The sequence below is a fragment of the Promicromonospora sp. NPDC110617 genome (assembly GCF_055598465.1).
Genome location: NZ_JBVKBM010000002.1, coordinates 303,242 through 322,098, shown reverse-complemented (window position 1 = coordinate 322,098; position 18,857 = coordinate 303,242). Strand labels below are relative to the sequence as shown.

The 18,857-nt window shown below is 73.4% G+C and carries 14 protein-coding genes; 7 read left to right on the top strand and 7 right to left on the bottom strand.

Translation table 11 applies throughout. From position 1 onward, the window contains the following. Positions 1 to 20 precede the first annotated feature (20 nt). Positions 21 to 665, bottom strand: coding sequence for an MSMEG_1061 family FMN-dependent PPOX-type flavoprotein (locus ACZ7LE_RS12280; protein WP_470403551.1), 645 nt, complete (start codon positions 663 to 665; stop codon positions 21 to 23). 63 nt (positions 666 to 728) lie between these two features. Here ACZ7LE_RS12280 and ACZ7LE_RS12275 point away from each other — a divergent pair, with 63 nt between their 5' ends. From ACZ7LE_RS12275 to ACZ7LE_RS12255, 5 genes are all read left to right on the top strand, one after another. Further along, positions 729 to 2,948 carry a DEAD/DEAH box helicase gene (locus ACZ7LE_RS12275; protein ID WP_470403550.1) on the top strand — a complete coding sequence of 740 codons (2,220 nt, stop codon included), beginning with the start codon at positions 729 to 731 and terminating at the stop codon, positions 2,946 to 2,948. Between the two features lie 79 nt (positions 2,949 to 3,027). Next, positions 3,028 to 5,556: a tetratricopeptide repeat protein gene (locus ACZ7LE_RS12270; protein WP_470403549.1), complete on the top strand. Its 2,529-nt coding sequence runs from the start codon at positions 3,028 to 3,030 to the stop codon at positions 5,554 to 5,556. 136 nt (positions 5,557 to 5,692) lie between these two features. After that, complete coding sequence (locus ACZ7LE_RS12265; RefSeq protein WP_470403548.1) at positions 5,693 to 6,574, top strand: hypothetical protein; 882 nt, start codon at positions 5,693 to 5,695, stop codon at positions 6,572 to 6,574. Between the two features lie 77 nt (positions 6,575 to 6,651). Next, positions 6,652 to 7,344 carry a hypothetical protein gene (locus ACZ7LE_RS12260; RefSeq protein ID WP_470403547.1) on the top strand — a complete coding sequence of 231 codons (693 nt, stop codon included), beginning with the start codon at positions 6,652 to 6,654 and terminating at the stop codon, positions 7,342 to 7,344. A gap of 31 nt (positions 7,345 to 7,375) precedes the next feature. Further along, the gene (locus ACZ7LE_RS12255) at positions 7,376 to 8,122 is read left to right on the top strand and encodes a metallophosphoesterase family protein (protein ID WP_470403546.1); all 747 of its coding nucleotides are present in this window, start codon (positions 7,376 to 7,378) and stop codon (positions 8,120 to 8,122) included. Here ACZ7LE_RS12255 and ACZ7LE_RS12250 read toward each other — a convergent pair whose 3' ends face one another. Next, complete coding sequence (locus ACZ7LE_RS12250) at positions 8,123 to 8,893, bottom strand: class I SAM-dependent methyltransferase (RefSeq protein ID WP_470403545.1); 771 nt, start codon at positions 8,891 to 8,893, stop codon at positions 8,123 to 8,125. It abuts the gene before it with no gap. Positions 8,894 to 9,131: 238 nt separating this feature from the next. Between ACZ7LE_RS12250 and ACZ7LE_RS12245 the strand changes: the two genes are divergently transcribed. Next, complete coding sequence (locus tag ACZ7LE_RS12245; RefSeq protein ID WP_470403544.1) at positions 9,132 to 9,362, top strand: helix-turn-helix domain-containing protein; 231 nt, start codon at positions 9,132 to 9,134, stop codon at positions 9,360 to 9,362. Positions 9,363 to 9,482: 120 nt separating this feature from the next. Here the strand turns inward: ACZ7LE_RS12245 and ACZ7LE_RS12240 are convergent, their stop codons facing one another. Continuing rightward, on the bottom strand, positions 9,483 to 10,115 hold the full coding sequence (locus tag ACZ7LE_RS12240) for a metallophosphoesterase (protein WP_470403543.1): 633 nt from the start codon (positions 10,113 to 10,115) through the stop codon (positions 9,483 to 9,485). A gap of 83 nt (positions 10,116 to 10,198) precedes the next feature. Further along, positions 10,199 to 11,914 carry a tetratricopeptide repeat protein gene (locus ACZ7LE_RS12235; protein WP_470403542.1) on the bottom strand — a complete coding sequence of 572 codons (1,716 nt, stop codon included), beginning with the start codon at positions 11,912 to 11,914 and terminating at the stop codon, positions 10,199 to 10,201. Positions 11,915 to 12,018: 104 nt separating this feature from the next. Between ACZ7LE_RS12235 and pdxR the strand changes: the two genes are divergently transcribed. Next, the gene (gene pdxR, locus ACZ7LE_RS12230; RefSeq protein ID WP_470403541.1) at positions 12,019 to 13,449 is read left to right on the top strand and encodes a MocR-like pyridoxine biosynthesis transcription factor PdxR; all 1,431 of its coding nucleotides are present in this window, start codon (positions 12,019 to 12,021) and stop codon (positions 13,447 to 13,449) included. On the opposite strand, the gene ACZ7LE_RS12225 is transcribed toward pdxR, so the two are convergent. The 3 genes from ACZ7LE_RS12225 to ACZ7LE_RS12215 all read right to left on the bottom strand — a co-directional run bounded on the left by ACZ7LE_RS12225 (position 13,394) and on the right by ACZ7LE_RS12215 (position 18,856). After that, on the bottom strand, positions 13,394 to 14,740 hold the full coding sequence (locus ACZ7LE_RS12225) for an APC family permease (protein ID WP_470403540.1): 1,347 nt from the start codon (positions 14,738 to 14,740) through the stop codon (positions 13,394 to 13,396). The two genes, pdxR and ACZ7LE_RS12225, sit on opposite strands and share 56 nt — an antisense overlap. A 49-nt stretch (positions 14,741 to 14,789) precedes the next feature. Then, positions 14,790 to 16,622, bottom strand: coding sequence for a potassium channel family protein (locus ACZ7LE_RS12220; protein ID WP_470403539.1), 1,833 nt, complete (start codon positions 16,620 to 16,622; stop codon positions 14,790 to 14,792). 80 nt (positions 16,623 to 16,702) lie between these two features. Beyond that, the gene (locus tag ACZ7LE_RS12215) at positions 16,703 to 18,856 is read right to left on the bottom strand and encodes a 3-hydroxyacyl-CoA dehydrogenase NAD-binding domain-containing protein (protein ID WP_470403538.1); all 2,154 of its coding nucleotides are present in this window, start codon (positions 18,854 to 18,856) and stop codon (positions 16,703 to 16,705) included. Position 18,857: the final 1 nt, after the last annotated feature.

The following is an 18,857-nucleotide window of genomic DNA, read 5'->3' as shown; positions in this document are numbered from 1 at the left end:
GTTCACCCCGGCCCGGGCGCTCAGCCGTAGATGGTCTCGGCGTACCCCGGGCCGTAGTACGCGTCGAGCTCCGCGAGGCTGGCGTCCTTGCGTTCCAGGGTCCGCGAGATGACCGCGCGGCGGGGTACCGACTCCTGCCCCCATGTCACGGGGTCCCAGGTCTTCGAGCGCAGGAACGCCTTGGAGCAGTGGTGGAACACCTCGTCGACGTCCACCTCCAGCGCGAGCACCGGCACGTTGCGGTGCACCTGGAGGTCGGCGAGGTAGGGCGCGTCGCGCACGAGACGGGCCCGGCCGTTCACGCGCAGCGTGTCCCCGCGGCCGGGGATCACGAAGATCAGGCCGACGTGCGGGTTGGCCAGCACGTTCAGGAAGCCGTCGGTGCGCCGGTTCCCGGGACGCTCGGGGATCGCGATCGTGCGGTCGTCCAGCACCCGCACCAGCGACCCGGCCGGGTCGCCCTTCGGTGAGACGTCGAGGTTGCCCGCGGCGTCCGACGTCGCGACCAGGCACAGGGGCGCGTCCTGGAGCCACTGCCGGTCCAGCTCGTGCAGGGCCGGGCGGACCTTGCCCGCCGCGGCGCCCAGCGGCGGCGGGATGATCTCGCGGAGCTCCTCGACCGTCGTGACGGGCGTCCCGCCGAACTTGCTCTGCTCGTTGGTCATGCCCCCAACCTAGACCCGTCGTAAATGGGGCATGTCAGACCATCCGGGTACGCTCGCAGCGCCATGACCGAGCAGACGACCCTCCCCAGCCCTGCACCAGCCCCCGCCGCCGGCCCGCCGCGGCCGTGGAAGGCACGCGCGGCCCGCCGCGTCCTGGAGCAGGCCGAGTCCCTGCTCGACGACGCCCGGCTGCTCACCACCGCCGACCTCGGCCTGCGCGAGCGCGTGCGCGACGCGTACACGGCGACCCGTGAGGTCCGCGTCCACGCCGACCTGCGCACAGTCCCCGTCACGGCGCTGGAGGAGCGGCGCAAGAAGCTGCGCGTCGCCGTCCTGGAGAAGGCCGGCTACCAGCACGTCACCCAGGTGCTCGTCGCGGGGACCGACCGGCTGGTGGAGGCCGGCATCGGCGCGGGCACCGCAAAGCTCGCCACCTCCGCCGCCCGCGAGCTCGCCGACGAGGTCGACGCCGACCTGCGCTTCCGCATCGACGTCGACCCCGACGACCCGTACGCCACCGTGCTCGTCCAGTCCCTGTACGCGTTCGGCCTGGCCACCGACGCCCGGCACCGGCACCTCGACGAGGCCCGCCGCGTGGCCGACGTCGTGCCCGCGCACCTCGAGCCCGCCCGCCTCGCCACCAGCGTCTGGCGCCGGCTCGTCGCGCCCGCCGACCGGAAGGCCGCCGCCCTCGCGGCGGTCTCGGCGCTCGCGGAGCAGGTGGAGGCCGCGCGCCTGACCGACGACGCGCGGGCGGTGCGCGCCGCCGTCGGGCAGCCGCCGGAGGGTGGCGAGGTGTGGGCCGACTTCGAGGCGCGGTCCGCCGAGTACTACGGGCTGCTCTCGCAGGTCGCGGACCTGGGCGACGACCACGAGGCCGCGGAGGGCGGCCTGCCCGCCGACGTCGTGCGGCGCGTCGAGGCGCAACCCCTGGACCGGACCCTGCTGCGGGCCAACCTGCGCGGCTACCAGCAGTTCGGCGCGAAGTACGCGCTGGTGCAGCGGCGCACCATCCTCGGCGACGAGATGGGGCTGGGCAAGACCATGCAGTCCATCGCGGTGGCCGCGCACCTGGTGGCGACGGGCGGCACGCACGTGCTGGTGGTGTGCCCCGCGAGCGTCGTCACCAACTGGAAGCGCGAGGTGGAGCAGCACTCCGACCTGCGGGCCGTGGTGCTGCACGGCACCGACCGGGAGCAGGCCGCGGCGCGCTGGGTGACCGACGGCGGCGTGGCCGTCACGACCTTCGAGGTCCTCGGCCGGCTCGACCTGCCCTACGACCTGCGGCCCGCGCTCCTGGTCGTGGACGAGGCCCACTACGTGAAGAACCCCGAGACGCTGCGCGGCCGCGAGGTACGGCGGTGGGCCGACCGGTCCGACCGCGTCCTGTTCCTGTCCGGCACCCCGATGGAGAACAAGGTCGCCGAGTTCAAGAACATGGTGGGCTACCTGCAGCCGGAGGTGGCGGGCCAGCTCGACCCCAACGCCGGGCTCTCGGGAGCCAAGGCGTTCCGCCGGATCGTCGCGCCCGCCTACCTGCGCCGCAACCAGGAGGACGTGCTCACCGAGCTGCCCGAGATGGTGCAGGTCGAGGAGTGGGAGCAGTTCGGCCCGGTCGACGGCGCCGCCTACCGCGACGCCGTGCTCGCCGGGAACTTCATGAAGATGCGCCGCGCCGCGTTCGCCGTCTCCGCGGCCGACGACTCGGCCAAGCTGGTCCGCCTGCGCGAGCTCGTCACCGAGGCGGTCGACGCCGGCCGCCGCGTCATCGTCTTCTCCTACTTCCTGTCGGTCCTTCAGCAGGTCATGGACCTGCTCGGCGACCTCGCCGTCGGGCCGCTGACCGGGTCGGTGCCCGTGCCGGAGCGGCAGACGATGGTGGACGCGCTGTCGACTCCGGGTGGACCGTCGGTGCTGGTCAGCCAGATCACCGCCGGGGGAGTGGGGCTCAACGTGCAGGCCGCGAGCGTCGTCATCTTCTGCGAGCCGCAGGTCAAGCCCACCATCGAGGCGCAGGCCGTGGCGCGCGCCCACCGCATGGGCCAGACCCGCACCGTCCAGGTGCACCGGCTCCTGGTCGAGCAGTCCGTGGACCAGCGGATGATGGAGATCCTCGGGTCCAAGTCGGCGCTGTTCGAGGAGTTCGCGCGGCAGTCCGAGATCACCGACGCCTCGCCGTCCGCGGTCGACGTGGCCGCGCCGGCGGAGGCCGCGTCGTCCGAGGCCACGCTGTCGCGCACCATCCTCGCCGAGGAGCAGGAGCGGCTGCGCGACGCACCCTGACGCCGCACCACGAGATGCCCCGTGCCCGCCCATTTCGGTGTGATAACCGCTTCGGGTGGGATTGGGGTTCACTGACGGTGTGTCCACGTTGTCGCCACGCCGCCGTACGGCGCTCGCGCACACGATGTCGCCCGGACGGCTGCTCGTGCCGGAACGACACGTCGTGCCGTTCGTCGGCCGGCGCGCCGAGCACGCCTCGCTCGTCGTGTGGTGCACCAGCCCCGAACCGGTGGGGGTCCGGCTGGTCACCGGCCCGGGCGGGGTGGGCAAGACCCGGCTCGCCCGCGAGCTCGCCCAGCACATGGCCCGCGCCGGCTGGACCTGCCTGAACGTGCCCGACGGCGCCGAGCCGCGCGCCCTGGCCGCCGTCCCCGACGGCGCACCGGCCCTCCTGCTGGTCGACGACGCCGACACGCGCGGGCCGGCGCTGGCCGCCCTGCTGGCCGACGCCGCCCGGGGCCGCAACGGCGCCCTGCGCATCGTGCTGGTCGCGCGGGGCGCGGGCCCGTGGTTCGACCGGCTCGCGGCGACCGACCTGGCCGTCCGCGTGCTGCTGGAGGCCGGCCGGGCGCGGGAGGACCTCCCCGCCGCGGTGCTGCCCGGGCAGGTCGACGCGCGGGTCGTGGCGGCCTTAGTCGAGCCGTACGCGGACGCCCTGGGGCTGCGCGCGCCGCAGGTCTCGGTGGCCTCGGTCCCGGGTGGCGCCCGGATGCTCGACCTGCAGGCGGCCGCGCTGTGCGCCGTCCTGCGCGCGCAGGCGCGGGGTCAGGGCGGCCCGGTGCCCGTCGACGTCTCCGACGCCCTCGACGAGCTGCTGGAGCACGAGCGCTGGACCTGGTACCGCTCCGCCGAGGAGGCCGGGCTGCTCGGCGAGGCGGGCCTCCTGCCGGAGGCACTGGACGGTCTCGTCGCCACGGCCACCCTGACCGGCGTGCGGACGGCGGACACGGCGGAGCGCCTCGTGCGTCGCGTCGCCGCCGTCCTGCCGGGCTTGCGGCCGGGCGCGGAGCACGACGTCGGCCGGTGGCTGCTCGACCTGGACCCGCAGCGGGCGCTGCCGGCCCGCCTGGTGGACCCCCACCTGCTCGCGGAGCTCACCGACGTGCCCGAGCTGCTCGGCGCGTGCCTGTCCGGGGCCGGCACGCCCGCGGTCCGCCGGGCGGCGCTGCGCACGGCCGGGATCGTCGTGGACCGCCTCGACGGACGCACCGGCGACCTCGACGCCGCCCTCGACCTGCTCGGTGCGGCGGTCGCCGCGCTCCCCGCGGACGCCGACACGCTGCGCACCGTCACGGGGGTCCTCCCGCGCCCGTCGCTCACGCTCGGCGAGCTGCGCGCCGAGGTCGCGCTGCGCACGCTCGCCGCCACCGGCCGCGACGACGTCGCGCGCCGCGCCGACGCCCTGGCCGACGCCGGTCTCGCGCTGGGCGACGTGGGCCGGGCCGCCGACGCCGAACCGTACGAGCGGGAGGCGGCCGGCCTGCTCCGCGAGGCGGCCCAGTCCGACCCGCGGCGGTACCGGCCCCGGCTGGCGGCCGTGCTGGCGCACCTCGGCGCCACCTGCGCCGCCCAGGGCCGCCCGGCCGACGCGCTGCCCTGCCAGGAGGAGGCCGGGTGCCTGCTCCGCCTGGTCGCGGCGGACCACCCGGACGCGGTCGCGTTCGACCTGGCCGCCGCGGAGACGGCCGCGGCGGCGACGCGTGCCGAGCTGGGGCAGCCGCTGGTCGCGCTCGGGCCGAGCCGCGAGGCGGTCGCGCTGTGGCGCGAGCTCGCCCGCCGCGGCCCCGAGCGGTGCGCCGCGCCCCTGGCCCGCTCGCTCACCGAGGTGGCGCGCCGGCTGCTGGAGCTGGACCGGGGCGCGGAGGCGCAGGCCCCCGCCGAGGAGGCGCTGGAGCTCCGGCGCCGCCTGGTCGCGGTCGCCCCCGACGCGCACCTGCCCGGCCTCGGCGACGCGCTGGAGGCGCTGGGGAGTGTGCTCACCGCGCTGGGCCGGACCGGCGACGCGACGGCGCACCTCATGGACGCCGTCGCCGTCCGCCGGCGGACCGCCCAGGAGAACCCGGGTCGCTACCTGGCGGACCTCGCCCGCTCCCTCCAGGCGCTGAGCGTCCGGCTTTCCGACGCGGGCCGGTGGGAGGAGGGGCGCGAGCTCCAGCAGGAGGCCGTCGAGGTGCTGCGGCGACTCGCCGCGGAGGACCCGGGGCGGTACGTCCCCGAGCTGGCCGAGGCGCTGTCGGCCCTCGGCGTCACCCACTCCCGGCTGCACCGGTCGCAGGAGGCGCTCGACGCCGAGCACGAGGCGACCAGGACGTGGCGCGGCCTGGCCGACGCCGACCCGCACCGGTACCGGGCCCGGCTCGCCCAGTCGCTGAGCAACCTGGGCGCGCTCCTCGCCGTCCTCCGGCTCGGCGACGAGGCGGTCGAGCTGGTGCGCGAGGCCGTCGCCCTGCTGCGGGAGCTCCTGGCCGAGAACGCCGCAAAGTACCGCCCGCGTCTCGTGGAGGCGCTGCGGACCCTGGCGCTCGCGCTCCACGACCAGGAGCGGTTCGACGAGGCGCGGCGGGCGCGGGCCGAGGCGCTGGAGCTCGGGGGACTGGTCGCGGCCTAGGGGTGTGGCAAGACCGTACCGGGGACGCGCCATACGAAACTGATGTTTCGTAAATATGTAGACTTGACCAATCCGTTGCCTTAGCATCGAAGGAAAAGGACCAGGTCGTTGTGCGCGAGCCCTGGGGGTGGTCCACATGCAGAACTGGGCACGGGGAAGTCTGCTGGTCGTCGCGCTCGGCGCGATGTCGAACCTCGCACTCACGTTCGTTCCCGACGTGATGCCGCACCGCGTGACGGTCGCCATCGTCTGGACCACGGCCGTGGCGACGGGAGTCATAGCCGTCGTCTACCTGTTCGAGCAGACCTTCGCCGCACGCCAGCGCGTGCAGCGCGAGGCCGAGCTGGAGCGGGCCCGGCTCGTCGACGAGCTGCGCCAGTACCGCGGTATCGAATGGGTCAGCGCGGACCGCGAGCACCGGAACGCGTCGCTCGACATCTGGCGGTCGGCACGCCGCCAGGTCGTCGTGTTCGGCTTCGGCATGACGAGCGTCGCACGCGACCCCAACCTGATCTGGGCGATGGTCAACCGTGGGGTGGACGTCGACGTCATCAAGGTGGACCCGGAGTGGCTCGTGGACCACCCGGCCATCGCCGCGACCATCGACGGGTACTACGACCGGGACGAGGCGTTCATCGGCCAGGTGCTCCAGGCGCACGACCGGCTGGAGGGACTCGCCCGGCAGATCAACGAGGCCGGAAGGGGCCAGCTGAACATCCACACCTACCGGACCACCGTCCAGTACAGCGGCTCGATCCGGGACCCCGGCACGCCCGAGGCCTCCGGCTACGTGGAGTTCCACCTCTACCGCAAGTCGATCGAGCGCCTCGGCATCGGGCTGAAGCAGTACGACGGCGACGACGACCTGAACCCGCCGATCCTGCAGCACGTGCTGCACTCGCTCGCGCTCGCGGTGGGGCATCCAGTGCCCGGTCAGCGGCGGCCGCCCGCCCTGGGGCCGGGCGACGAGGGCGTCGTGCTCGGCGAGGAGGGCGGGCGTCCGGAGACGGTCCTGTGACGGAACGCGGAGTGTGGGCTCGGGGCGGCCTGGTTGTCGTGGCGCTCGGGATAGCGTCGAACCTTGCTCTGACGTTCGTGCCGGACGTCGTACCCGAGCAGGCGGCGCGCGTCATCGTCTACTGCATGACGGCGGTGGTCGTGGTGGTGGCGCCGCTCTGGGTGTACCGCGAGCTGATCGAGTCCTCGCGTCGCCGGGACGAGGAGCGGCGCAGGATGCGAGGCATCGAGGCGGTCGGCGGTGACTACAGCCGGGAGACCGATCTGCGGGAGGTGTGGGGTGCGGCGAATGAGCGGGTGCTCTGCTTCGGCGTCGGCCTGACGGGGGTCACCATGGAGGTGGACCACATCGTGGAGGCTGTCGGTCGCGGTGTGCGCGTCGACTTCGTCATGGTCGATCCCGAGTGGTTGTCCAGGCAGAGACGGCTCCATGAGCTGATGAACGACTTCTACGACGAGCTCGCCTTCGTCGTGCGCGCAAAGAGAGCCCACGCCAAGCTGTTGGCCCTGGTCGACCTGCTCGACGCCGATGATCTGCCCGGGGCTGTCAGGGTGCACACCTACAAGGCCTGGGTGCAGCACAGTGCGACCATAGCCGACCCCTGGTCCGAGCAGCCGAAGGGCTATATCGAGTTCCACGTATTTCGTCGTCGACCGGCCTGGGTTCGCCTGGTTGCCTCGGGGTTCGACAGCCCGCGAGGCAATCGCCCCTATGTGTCACACGTTCTGCGTGAGGTTGACCGCCTGCTCGGATATCGGCTCGAGACGTGACGTCCGGCCCAGGTGTGGGACGATCCAGAGCGTGTCTTTGGAGCGAATTGCCCTGATCAGCGACGTCCATGGCAACGTGACTGCCCTCGACGCGGTGCTCGACGACATCGCGTCACGCGGAATTGAGCGGATCATCAACCTCGGCGATCTCGTGGGTAAGGGGCCGCGGGGGAGCGAGGTCGTCGACCGGTGCGACAAGGCCTGCGACGTCAACATCCGCGGCAACTGGGACGATCACCTGCCGGTGTGGGAGGACGAGTCGTCACCCGAGATGATCTGGTGGCGCGACGAGCTGCGCCAGGACCAGCGTGACTGGTTGCGCGCGCTACCGCTGAGCCACGACCTGTTGATCAGCGGGCGCCGCATCAGGTTGTTCCACGCTTCCGCGACAAGTCCGCATGTGCGCGTTCACGCACGTCACACCGCGGAGGAGTTTCTTGGCATGTTCAGCAACACCCCCATGACGGGAAGCGGGGACAAGCCCTCGATAGTCGGTTACGGCGACATTCATGACGCCTTCGTCGAGATCGATCGGGGACGGACCCTTTTCAACGTCGGGAGCGTCGGAAACCCCCTGGACGAACCAGTCCCGAGCTACGCGATCCTCGAGGGGGTCATGGACGAGCTCGGCCAGGCGCCGTTCGGCCTGCAGTTCGTACGAGTGCCGTACGACGTCGAGGCCGAGATCGCTGCTGCGACACGGCTGGAGATGCCGGCGCTCGAACCGTACGCCGTGGAGCTTCGCACCGCTGTCTACCGCGGCGTGCAACAGGTGTGATCAGGCGAGACGGGTGACAGAGATGTCAACCCACTGCTTCTCGTCAGAGTCCGGGTCGAAGATCACCCAAGGCCGCACTGACACCCTGGCGCCATAGATGTCACGGGCGGCTCTGCGGACGAGCCACACGAAGTGCTCGAGCGTGTAGCGGTTCCTCCAGCGCTGGGTGGTGAGCCCATCGGCTCCCGTCTTTGTCTCCAGGCCCCGCCAAGGCGACTCCGAGGCAGTCGTCGATATCAGCGCGGAGCCCCGCGGTGCCACGTGGGCAAGCACCTTGTGCACGGCGTCCTCGTCGTACTCCTCCGGGAAGAGATGGACGAAGGCCGTGGCGAGAACGAGGTCGAACTGAGTGCCGTCGAGGTGCACGTCCCGCCCCGCGGTGTCGACGTACTGGCCTGCCAGAAACTCCCCGTGCAGGAAGTGCGGCTTGTTCGGGAGGGTCGGGTCGGCAGCGAGCCTGCGGGCGGCGGAGATCATCCGCTCCGAGAAGTCGATGCCGGTGACGTCATATCCGAGCGAGGAGAGCACACGTGAGTGGGTACCGTCCGCGCAGCCGATGTCCAAGGCTGTCGGTCGACTGGTTGCAGTGGTTCCTGGCAGCCGCTGGACCAGCCATTTCTTGGCGTTCTCTTGACGGCTCCGGGTCGTCCCCTGATATGTCCCTGCGAGCATGTCGTACGCGGCACGATTGATATCAAGAATGTGCCACAGGTCGGGAGGTGCGCCATTGGCAGACGGAATCAGTACGGGCACTGCGGACGGCGTCGCCATCCATCCCCCTCGTGCGCGATGGATCGTTTCGATCCGACAGTTGACTGGAAAACGCCGAATCGGAAATTCTGCTCGGCCGAATGGCGCTTATGGTGTCACAACTTGGCGACGCCCGCTTTCACGCAGGTGAGCGATCTCCACCCTTCGGCTGTTCGTGGAGAAAAGAATCACCGGCCGATATCGAAACTCGCACCGATTCGACTGGACTCCGGGCACCCGAACGCGCAAGACTGGCTGTGTGAACGAAATCACATTGGAAGCAGAAGCCGACAGCCCGCACGAGGACCTCACCACGCTCGAAGCCGCGCGGTTGCTGGGAGTCTCGAAGCTGCACGTCATCGACCTGCTCGAGGCCGGTGAGATCGACTACCACATGGTGGGTGCAGACCTGATGTTCAGCGCGGCGGAGATCGAGTCGTACAAGTTCAACCGGGAACACCGCGACGCGGAGTCTCTCGTATCCGCATGACCCCCGCGTCGCGGACGACGCCCTGGCGTATCCGCTGACGCAGTGCGTGGGCCGCGAACCTGCGATGCCGCGCACCTGACGCCTGAGCGCACGTTCATCACCTGCGAACGTGCGCTCTTGTCATGTCCAGGCCAGCGGCTCCAGGTCGCGGGGCCCCTCGGCGATCAGGTCCGCGATCGTGGCGGCCGCGACCGGTCGGCCGCCCCACGCGTCGACGCCGACGTTGATCTGCCGGCCCCGCTGCCGCCAGGTGTCGTGCACGTGGCCGTGCACCACCCAGCCGCCCCGGTCCGCCGGCCGGTACTCGACGAACCGGTCCTCGCCGTGCGAGTCGCCCTCGAAGGGGAAGTGGGACAGCTCGAAGGTGTGGCCGTCCGACGTGACCGGCTCCGGCCGGTCGTGGATCTCGGCGAAGCCCGCCGCCAGGTAGCGCTCACGCTCCTTCGTCCGACGCCGCTCACGCGCCTCGGGCTCGCCCTTGCGCAGCGCGCGCTCGCCCTCCCAGCAGCGGTCGTGGTTGCCGGGCACGAGGACCTTGTGCCCCGCCAGTCGCCCGATGTTGGCGAGGGACTCGTCGAGGGCACCGAGCGCGACGTCCCCCAGCACCCACACCGTGTCGTCCTCGGTGACGGTCTCGTTCCAGAGCTGCACGAGCCGGGCGTCCATGGCGCCCACGCCGGGAAACGGGCGGTCGCAGAACCGGATGATGTTGAGATGCCCGAAGTGCAGGTCGGACGTGTAGTACGTAGTCATGTCGGAACGTATTCAACCGGTCCCGTGCCGCCGAGGGAACTCCAATTCGACGGCACGGGACCGGCCGGCGCGGCCGTCAGCGGTCAGTGTTCATAGGTCCAGGTGCAGAGCCCGCCGCTGGCGGTGTAGCTCACCTTGTCGACCTCGTTGCCGAGCCAGCCCTGCACGATGCCGTCCGCGCGGGTGGCCGTGATGTAGTCGCCCTTCGGGAGGGTGACCGTCGTGCTCGGGTGCGTCAGCGAGTAGGCGCTGCACTCGGGGTCGTCACCCTCCGGGATGTACTCGCAGTCGTCGCACGCCTCGATGGCGACGACGCCGGTCGCGGGCCCGGTGTAGACCATCTCGAACTCGTCGGGGCTGTAGTTGTAGACGGTCAGCGTGATCGTGCCCTCGGGCTCGTCGCGGGCCGGCACCTTGACGCCCGCCTTGGGGTCCACCAGGGCGATGCCCGCGGCGATCTGGACCCGCTCGGCGTACTCGGCCTCCTTGGCCCTCGGGTAGGACTCGAGCAGGCCGGCCAGGTTCTGGGCCGACGCCGCGTACTGCCTGCGCTCGAGCTGCTGCACACCGCACCTCAGCAGCCCGGCCGGCACCTGCTTGCGCGCCTTGTCCGCCAGGGCGCTGACCTTGCCCGAGTCGAAACCCGCGAGAAAGCCCGTCGACCCCGTCACGTGCACGGTGTCGTCGCAGCCGTCCTTGCCGGCCAGGTCCTTGAGCAGCCCGTCCCGCCACTTCTCCAGGTCGCCGGGCAGCGCGGCGGCCGGGTCGCTCACCGGGTGGTCCGCCAGGAGCTCGGTGAGGTACTTCTTCGCGGTGGGGAACTGGCCGAGGTCGGCGGAGCGCATGCCGCAGTCGTGCAGGGCGCCCGGCACGTCGGCCTCGGCGACACCCTGGAGCGGTCCGGGGGTGCCCGGCTCGGCGAAGTGCCGTACCACGGTCAGCGCGTTGCACGCGTCCTTGCCCTTGGCCTGCGCGTACAGGTCGTCGACGAGCCCGGGGACCCGGTCGGCGGCGCGCGTGCCGGGGTGCTCCTCCACCGTCCGCACGTACGTCGCGTACGCGCCGTCGTACTCCTCCCGGAACGGCCCGAACACCGAGCCGGCGCCCTGCAGGCTCTCCTGAGCCTGGTCGAGGTCGTAGGCGAGGTACTCCTCCAGCACCTCGTGCTGCGTCACCACGTAGCCGGCGAAGAGCAGCGGCACGACGGCGAGCGTCGCCCAGGCGACCCGGCCGGCGGTGCGGGGCGTCCAGACCGTCCGGCGCCGGGTCGCGCGTCGTGCCCGCCGTCGGGCGAGGAGCGCGGCGTCCAGCGCGAACAGGGCGAGCGCGCCCACGTGACCCACCGCCCACCAGACGGCGATCGGGTCGCGCCCGATCGGCAGTGCGACCCAGGCGAGCCCCGCGGTCGCCGCCAGCGCGACGGCCAGGCGGACCCACGCCCGCAGGTGCAGGTAACCCAGCCCGAGGCCGCTGAGGTTGAGCAGCGCGGCGGTCAGCGGGCGGGCCGACGGCGGCAGGTCGCCCGGGTCCGCGGGCTCGTCGGGCGCACCGGTCGGGCCGCCGGGCTCGTCCGCCCCGGGCGTCCCCTCGGGCGTCGCGCCGGAGGACGTCTCGGACGACGGAGCGGACGAAGCCGCGGCCGGTGCCGCCCCCGGGACCGCCGCCCCCGGGACCGCGGCCCGCGCCGCCGCCTCGGTCAGCAGCTCGGAGACGGTCTCGTCGGTCGTGTCGGGCTCTTCGGACGTCGCGCCGGACGGGTCCTCGTCCGAGGCCCTCTCCGGTGCGGTATCGGTGCTCATACGCCGGGATGCTAGGGCCGACCGCCGGGCGAAAAGCCCGAAAACGACTGGTTGGCCGGGTGATTTGTTCGCTGAGTCCGAACTGTGACGAGCCGGACCGCCCGATGAGCCATGATCGGCAGGTGGACCTCGCCGTCGATCTCAGCAACCGGACCGGACGTACCGACGCGATCTATCGCGCCCTGCACGCCGCGCTCACCACGGGCCGCGTGCCGGCGGGGGAGCGGCTGCCGTCGACGCGCGACCTCGCGCGGGACCTCGGCGTCTCGCGCGCCAGCGTCGCCACGGCGTACGAGCGCCTCGTCGCGGAGGGCTTCCTGGAGACGCGGACCGGCGCCGGGACGTTCGCGACCGCGGCCGCGCGCGACGCGGTGCCCGCCCGGCGGCGCAGCCCCGGCGTGCTGCGGCCGCGCGCGGGCTGGCGGTGGACCGTGCAGCCCGCCAGCGGCGACGTGCCGCCCCCCGCCCACGACTTCCGGGTGGGCATCCCGGACGCGAGCCTCTTCCCGTTCGACACCTGGCGGCGACTGCTGGCGGCCGAGTCGCGCGCGGGCGGGGCCGCGGCAGGCTCCTACGCCGGCCCGGCGGGCCTGCCTCGGTTCCGCGCGGCCGTGGCCCGCTACGTGTCGGGGGCCCGCGGGGTCAGCGCCGGGCCCGACGACGTCCTCGCGACCACCGGCGCCCAGCAGGCCCTCGACCTGGTGGCGCGCGTGCTGCTCGAACCGGGGGACGTCGTCGCCGTCGAGGACCCGGGGTATCCCGAGGCCCGGGAGCTGTTCGCGCTGCACGGGGCGCGGGTGGTGCCCGTGCCGGTCGACGCCGAGGGCCTGGTCGTCGACGAGATCCCGCCGCGTGCCCGGCTGGTCTACACCACGCCGTCGCACCAGTTCCCGCTCGGCATGCCGCTGTCGCTCGCCCGGCGTCGCGCCCTCCTGGCGCACGCCGCGCGGCACGACGCCGCGGTGATCGAGGACGACTACGACAGCGAGTTCCGCCGCGCCCGCCGGCCGCTCGAGTCCCTGCAGGCCCTGGACCGGGACGGCCGTGTGGTCTACGTGGGCACGTTCTCGAAGTCGCTGCTGCCGGGCCTGCGGGTGGGCTACCTGGTGGCGCCGCCGTCGCTGCGCGAGGCGCTGCTCGCCGCGCGCCAGCTCACCGACGGGCACGGGGCCGTGCACGTGCAGGGCGCGCTCGCGCGCCTCATCGACGACGGCCTGCTGGCCCGGCACGTCCGCAAGGCGTCGGCGGTCTACGCGGAGCGGACCGAGATCCTCCTGGACGCGCTGGCCGGGCTGCCGGTCGAGCCGGTCCCGGCGGCGGCGGGCCTGCACGCCGCGGCCTACCTCGCCGACGCCGCCCCGCTGACCTCGACCGCGCTGGTGGCCCGGGCCCTGCGGAAGTCCGTCGCGCTGGACTCGCTGGCCTCCTTCGCGACCGGTCCGCACCGGGACGGCCTCGTGCTCGGCATCGGTGCCGCGGTCACGAGCTCGATCCGGCCAGGCATCCAGGCTCTGGGTCGCCTGCTGGAGCCGTGACGGGTGCCGCGACCGGTGTCCCGTCGCGCGGGATGGCAGACGCCGCGGCGGCTGCCGTGACCCGCGCCCGGCGCCGGCGCCAGGCCGTCCAGGCGAGCCCGCCGAGGGCGGCGACCACGGGCCCGGTCATGTGCGCCCCGGTCATCACGAGCAGGCCGAGCGCGGCCACCAGCGACACGGCCGCGCACCACCAGGCGATGCCCCAGCGGGGCAGCAGCCGCAGCGCCGCCGCGGTCCCCACCACGTAGAGCAGGGAGAAGGTCGCGGTCGCCATGAGCAGGATCGCGTCGGTGGACTGGTGCGTCGCGGCGAGCACCGCTGTCGTGCCGAGCGCGACGACCGTGATGAGGGCCAGGGAGCGGCGCGGCGTGCGGCCCGGCGCGCTCGCGAGCCAGCCCGGCAGGGCGCCGTCCCGCGCGAGGGCCGCGCCCATCCGGCTGCCGCCCGCGAAGTAGACGTTGATGGCGCCCACGGTCAGCAGCACCGCCACCACCGTGGTGACCGGCCGGGCGTGCTCGCCGAACCCGAGCACCAGCAGGTCGGACAGCGGCGCCGGGCCCGGGGTGGGGCCGAGCACCGCGACCGTGGCGAACGCGACGCCGAGGTACAGCACGCCGACCACGGCCACGGCGATGGCCGTGGCCCGCGGGATGTCCCGGGACGGGTGGCGGTACTCGGCGGACAGCGAGCCCAGGATCTCCCAGCCGGCGAACGCCCAGACCAGCAGCGCCGCCGCCGAGCCGACCGCGCCCCACCCGTGCGGGGCGAACGGCGTGAGGTTGCCCGGCTGGGCGTGCGGCAGGGCCACCACCACGGCCACGGCCAGCAGCAGCGCCACCGAGCCCGCGATGACGAGCTGTGCCGTGCCGGAGACGCGCAGGTCGAACCAGTTCATGACGGCGCACACCGCGATGATGGCCACCGTCGTGACCAGGGCGGTGCCGGCCCCGCCGCCGGTCGCGTCCGCGACGTAGGCGCCCGCGAAGCCCGCCGCGGCGGGCGCGCCCACCGGGATGGTCGCGTAGAACGCCCAGCCGACCATGGTGGACGCCCGCTCGCCGAACGCGAGCCGGGCGTAGGTGGCCACGCCGCCGCCGTCGGGGTGGCGGGCGCCGAGGGCGGCGAACGTCGTGGCGAGCGGGACGGACAGGAGCACGAGACCCGCCCACGCCACGAGCGAGGCCGGGCCGGCCACGCCGGCCGCGAGGGCCGGGAGCGAGATGACGCCGGTGCCGAGCATGGCGCCGAGGGTGAGCGCCGCGCCCTGGGGGACGCTGAGACCGTTCTGCATGGTCCTGACCCTAGGCGCGCGGTGGACCGGCGAACGGTCCGATATCGGGTCAGTCGTTCAGGCCGCTCGCCGCCGTGGACAGGCTCGCCGGGGCGCGCGCCAGGTCGCGCAGGTGGAGCAGGCCCGCGGTGGTCGCGATGACGAACACCCGGTCGCCCGGGTTGAGCGTGCGGCCCTGCGACGGCTCGAACATGCGCCCGCCCCCGCCGCTCGAGTGGGTCACCGAGTCGACCGCGAGCAGGCGGCTGCGCGCGGGCGGCCCGTCGCCGTCCGGATCCGCGTCCGGGCTCCCGGCCGCGGGCGCGTCACCGCTCGCGGCGCCGCCCTCGTCGAGGCCGACGTCGCTGCTGTGCGCGCCGTCCAGGACGCTGCCCCGCTCGACCAGGATCTCGGCGAGGACGAGCACCCGGTCCCGGTACGGGATGGTGGCCTTGACCTCCTGGCCGATCATCGCGGCCGCGAAGGACGGCGCGGCCAGGAACGACGAGCTGAGCCCCACCGAGTCGGGGATCTCGCGCCGGATCCGCCGGGCCAGGTCCCGGTCGAACACCCGCAGGACGGTGCGCAGGCTCGGCGGCGCGTCCTTGGCCCGGGGGATCGAGCGGGCCGCGAAGCTGATCCCGATGGTCGTGGCGCCGCCGCTCGTGACCACGACGATCGCCTGGGCGGCCCCGACGTACGCGCCGCGCAGGGTCGTGGCCCGCCGGGCGTCACCGATCACCACCGGCACGTCCCGGGCGCGCGCCACCGCGATGCCGCGGGCGGACTCGTCGACGTCGACGGCGATCACCGGCACGCCGCGCCGGTCCAGGGAGCGCACGATGCGGGTACCGAGGTCACCCATGCCGACGACGACCACGTGGTCGGACATCGCGTGCAGCGGGGAGCCGGTGTCGAGCAGCCGCTGGGTGCGCACCACGCCGTCGACCACCACACCCGTGACCCAGGGGATGACGGCGACGCTCACGACCGTCAGCGCCACCTGCGTGACCTTCACGACCGGGTGCGCGTCGTGGTCGGGGTCGCTGCCCGCCAGGGAGGGCAGCACCGCCTCGTACAGCGCCCCGAGCAGCGACGCTCCGGTGGCGAGCTTGATCGTCACCGCCCCGACGAGCACCACCACCAGGAGCACCCCGGCGGCGAGCAGGAGGTTCCGGCCGGACGTGAGCGACAGGGTCCGCAGGTACTCGCCGAACCGGCGGCGCCGGTGCGGGTCCACCTCGTCCTCGTCGGGCTCCAGCTCCGCCCGGACCTCGGGCAGCACGTCGCCCTCGCCGGCGTCCGCCAGGAGCACCTTGGGCGTCAGCGCCGCCAGCTCGCGCTCGCTCGGCAGGGCCACCACCGTGTCGGCCCCGTCGGTCGCGAACAGGACCATGCGGGTGGGCAGGGACGGTTCCTCGTCCGAGACGGTGACGAGGCGGCGGTGCCGCACCGGCAGCCGGACCTGGCGCCGCAGCGCAGCGCCGACGATCTCGGGGGCGGCGAACGCCGACGACGACAGGACCGTGCAGCGGTCGTGCTCCAGGTGCCGGCCCAGCGACTCGTCGAAGATGCGGACCACGACGTGCAGCGCGGGCCAGGTCTCGCGCAGCAGGAGCGCGAGGGCCACGTTGCCGCCGTCGTCCTGGTCCACGAGGGCGGCCGCGGTGGCCCGGTCGGCGCCCGCCGCCCGGAGGGCCTTCTCGTCGACGCGCTCGGCCCCGAGGACGTCCACGCTCTCCAGCACGGCCATCTCCTGGGCGTACCGCGACGCGCGGTCGGGCACCAGCACGGTGACCGTGCCCCGGAAGCGCGTGCTCAGCGCCCGGGTGAGGCGGAAGGCGAGGGGACCGTCGCCGACGACGACGTAGTGCGCTCTCGTGCCCGACGTGGCATCCGTCATGGGCGCGAGCGTAGCGGGACCCTCCGACACCGAGCACGCACGATGCGTGCCCGCCGTCGGAGGGTCCCGGGTCGGTACGGCTAGCTGGCGGGGACGTTCGCCACGCCGTCCGGCAGGAACCGCCGGCCCAGGACCTTCTCGCTGTAGCCGGTGCGGTCCAGGTACGGCGTGATGCCGCCCGTGTGGAAGCCCCAGCCGGCGCCGAGGATCATGGCGAGGTCGATCTGCTGCGGCCCGGGCACCACGCCCTCCTCGAGCATGAGGCCGATCTCGGTGGTCAGGGTGGTGAGCACCGCGTCGAGCACGCCGTCGCCGTCGAGCACGACCTGGCCGTGGTGGCCGGTCTCGCCCGCGACGAGGGCCTCGCCGAACACGGCCTGGATCGCCGGGTCGACGGGCTTGGGCAGGCCCTTGGCCGGCGCGTCGAGCACCACGCGGGTGCCGTCGGCCACGAGCTTCTGCAGCCCGGGGGAGGCCGGGATGCGGTCGCCCAGGTCCTCGCGCAGCGAGGTGAGCACGTGCAGGCCCACGGCGGGGCCGACCAGGTCCAGCAGCTCGAACGTCGGCATGGGGAAGCCGAGCGGCGCGAGCGCGCGGTCCGCGACGTCGACGGGCGTGCCGTTCTCGATGGCGTCCATGACCTTGCCCATCACCAGCAGCAGCAGGCGGTTGACGACGAAGCCCGGGCGGTCGCCCGCCAGCACCGCGGTCTTGCGCAGCTTCTTGGTGACGGCGAACGCCGTGGCCAGGGCCTCCTGCGACGTCTTGTCGGCGTTGATCACCTCGACCAGCGGCATCTGGGCCACGGGGTTGAAGAAGTGGATGCCGACCACGCGCTCCGGGTGGGCCAGGTCGGCCGCCATCTCGGTGACGGACAGCGCCGAGGTGTTGGTCGCCAGGATGGTCTCGGGGGCGATGACGCCCTCCAGCTCGGCGAACACCTTCTTCTTGAGCCCCATCACCTCCGTGACGGCCTCGATGACGAAGTCGCACGAGGCGAACTCGCCGATGTCCGTGGTGCCGGACACCGAGGAGACGATGCGGGTGGCGGCCTCCGGGGTCAGGCGCCCGCGGCCGGCCAGCTTCTCGGCCGTCTCGCGGACGAAGGCCAGACCCTTGTCCACGCGCTCCTGGTCGAGGTCGCGCATGACGACGGGCACGCCGAGGCGCTGGGCGAAGAGGAACGCCATCTGGGCGGCCATCAGGCCGGCGCCCACGACGCCGACCCGGGTGATCGGCCGCGCGAGCTGCGGGTCCGGCGCGCCCACGGGCTTCTTGCCGGCGCCCACCAGGTTGAACGCGTAGATGCTGGCGCGCATCTCGTCGGACATGATCAGGTCCGCGAGGGCCTCGTCCTCGGCCGCGAACGCGTCCGTCCGCGAGGAGTTCCGTGCGGCGGCGATCAGCTCCAGCGCGCGGCCCGGGGCGGGGCGGGAGGTGCCGACCACGGCGTCGAGCTGGGCCTTCGCGGCCCCGACGACGGCATCCCACACGGGCTGCGGGTCGAGCTCCCGACGGGGTACCTCGATCTCGCCCGTGACCACCTTGGCGGCCCAGATGATGGACTGCTCCAGGAAGTCGGCGGCGTCGAACTGCGCGTCGACCAGGCCGATCTGCAGCGCCTCGGCGGGCTTGAACGGCTTGTTCGCGGCCGGGCGGGTGAGGATGACCTCGATCGCCTTCTCCACGCCGACCAGGCGCGGCACCAGGTAGGCGCCGCCCCAGCCGGGCACCAGGCCGATGCCGGTCTCGGGCAGGCCGAGCGCGGCGGCGTCGGACGCCACGGTGCGGTAGTCGCAGTTCAGGGCGACCTCGAGGCCGCCGCCCAGCGCCAGGCCGTTCACGAACGCGAACGTCGGCACGCCCGTGGTGGCGCGCAGGTCACCCAGGATCGTGTACGCGGCGTGGCCCATGCGGCCCAGCTCGACGGCCTCGGCGTGGCCGTTCAGGGACGTGACGCCCTTGAGGTCGGCGCCCGCTGCGAGGAAGTACGGCTTGCCGGTCACGCCGACGGCGGCGAGCTCGCCAGCCTCGGCGCGGGTGCGGACGACCTCCAGGGCCGCCTTGAGCTCGGCCATGCCGGCCGGCCCGAGCGTGTTCGGCTTGGTGTGGTCCAGGCCGTTGTCGAGCGTGACCAGCGCGAGGACGCCGGCGCCGCCGGGCAGGGTCACGTCACGGACGAGCGAGTGGGTGACGCGCTCCGCCGGAGCGTTGGGGGTGGTGGTCTCAGGCACG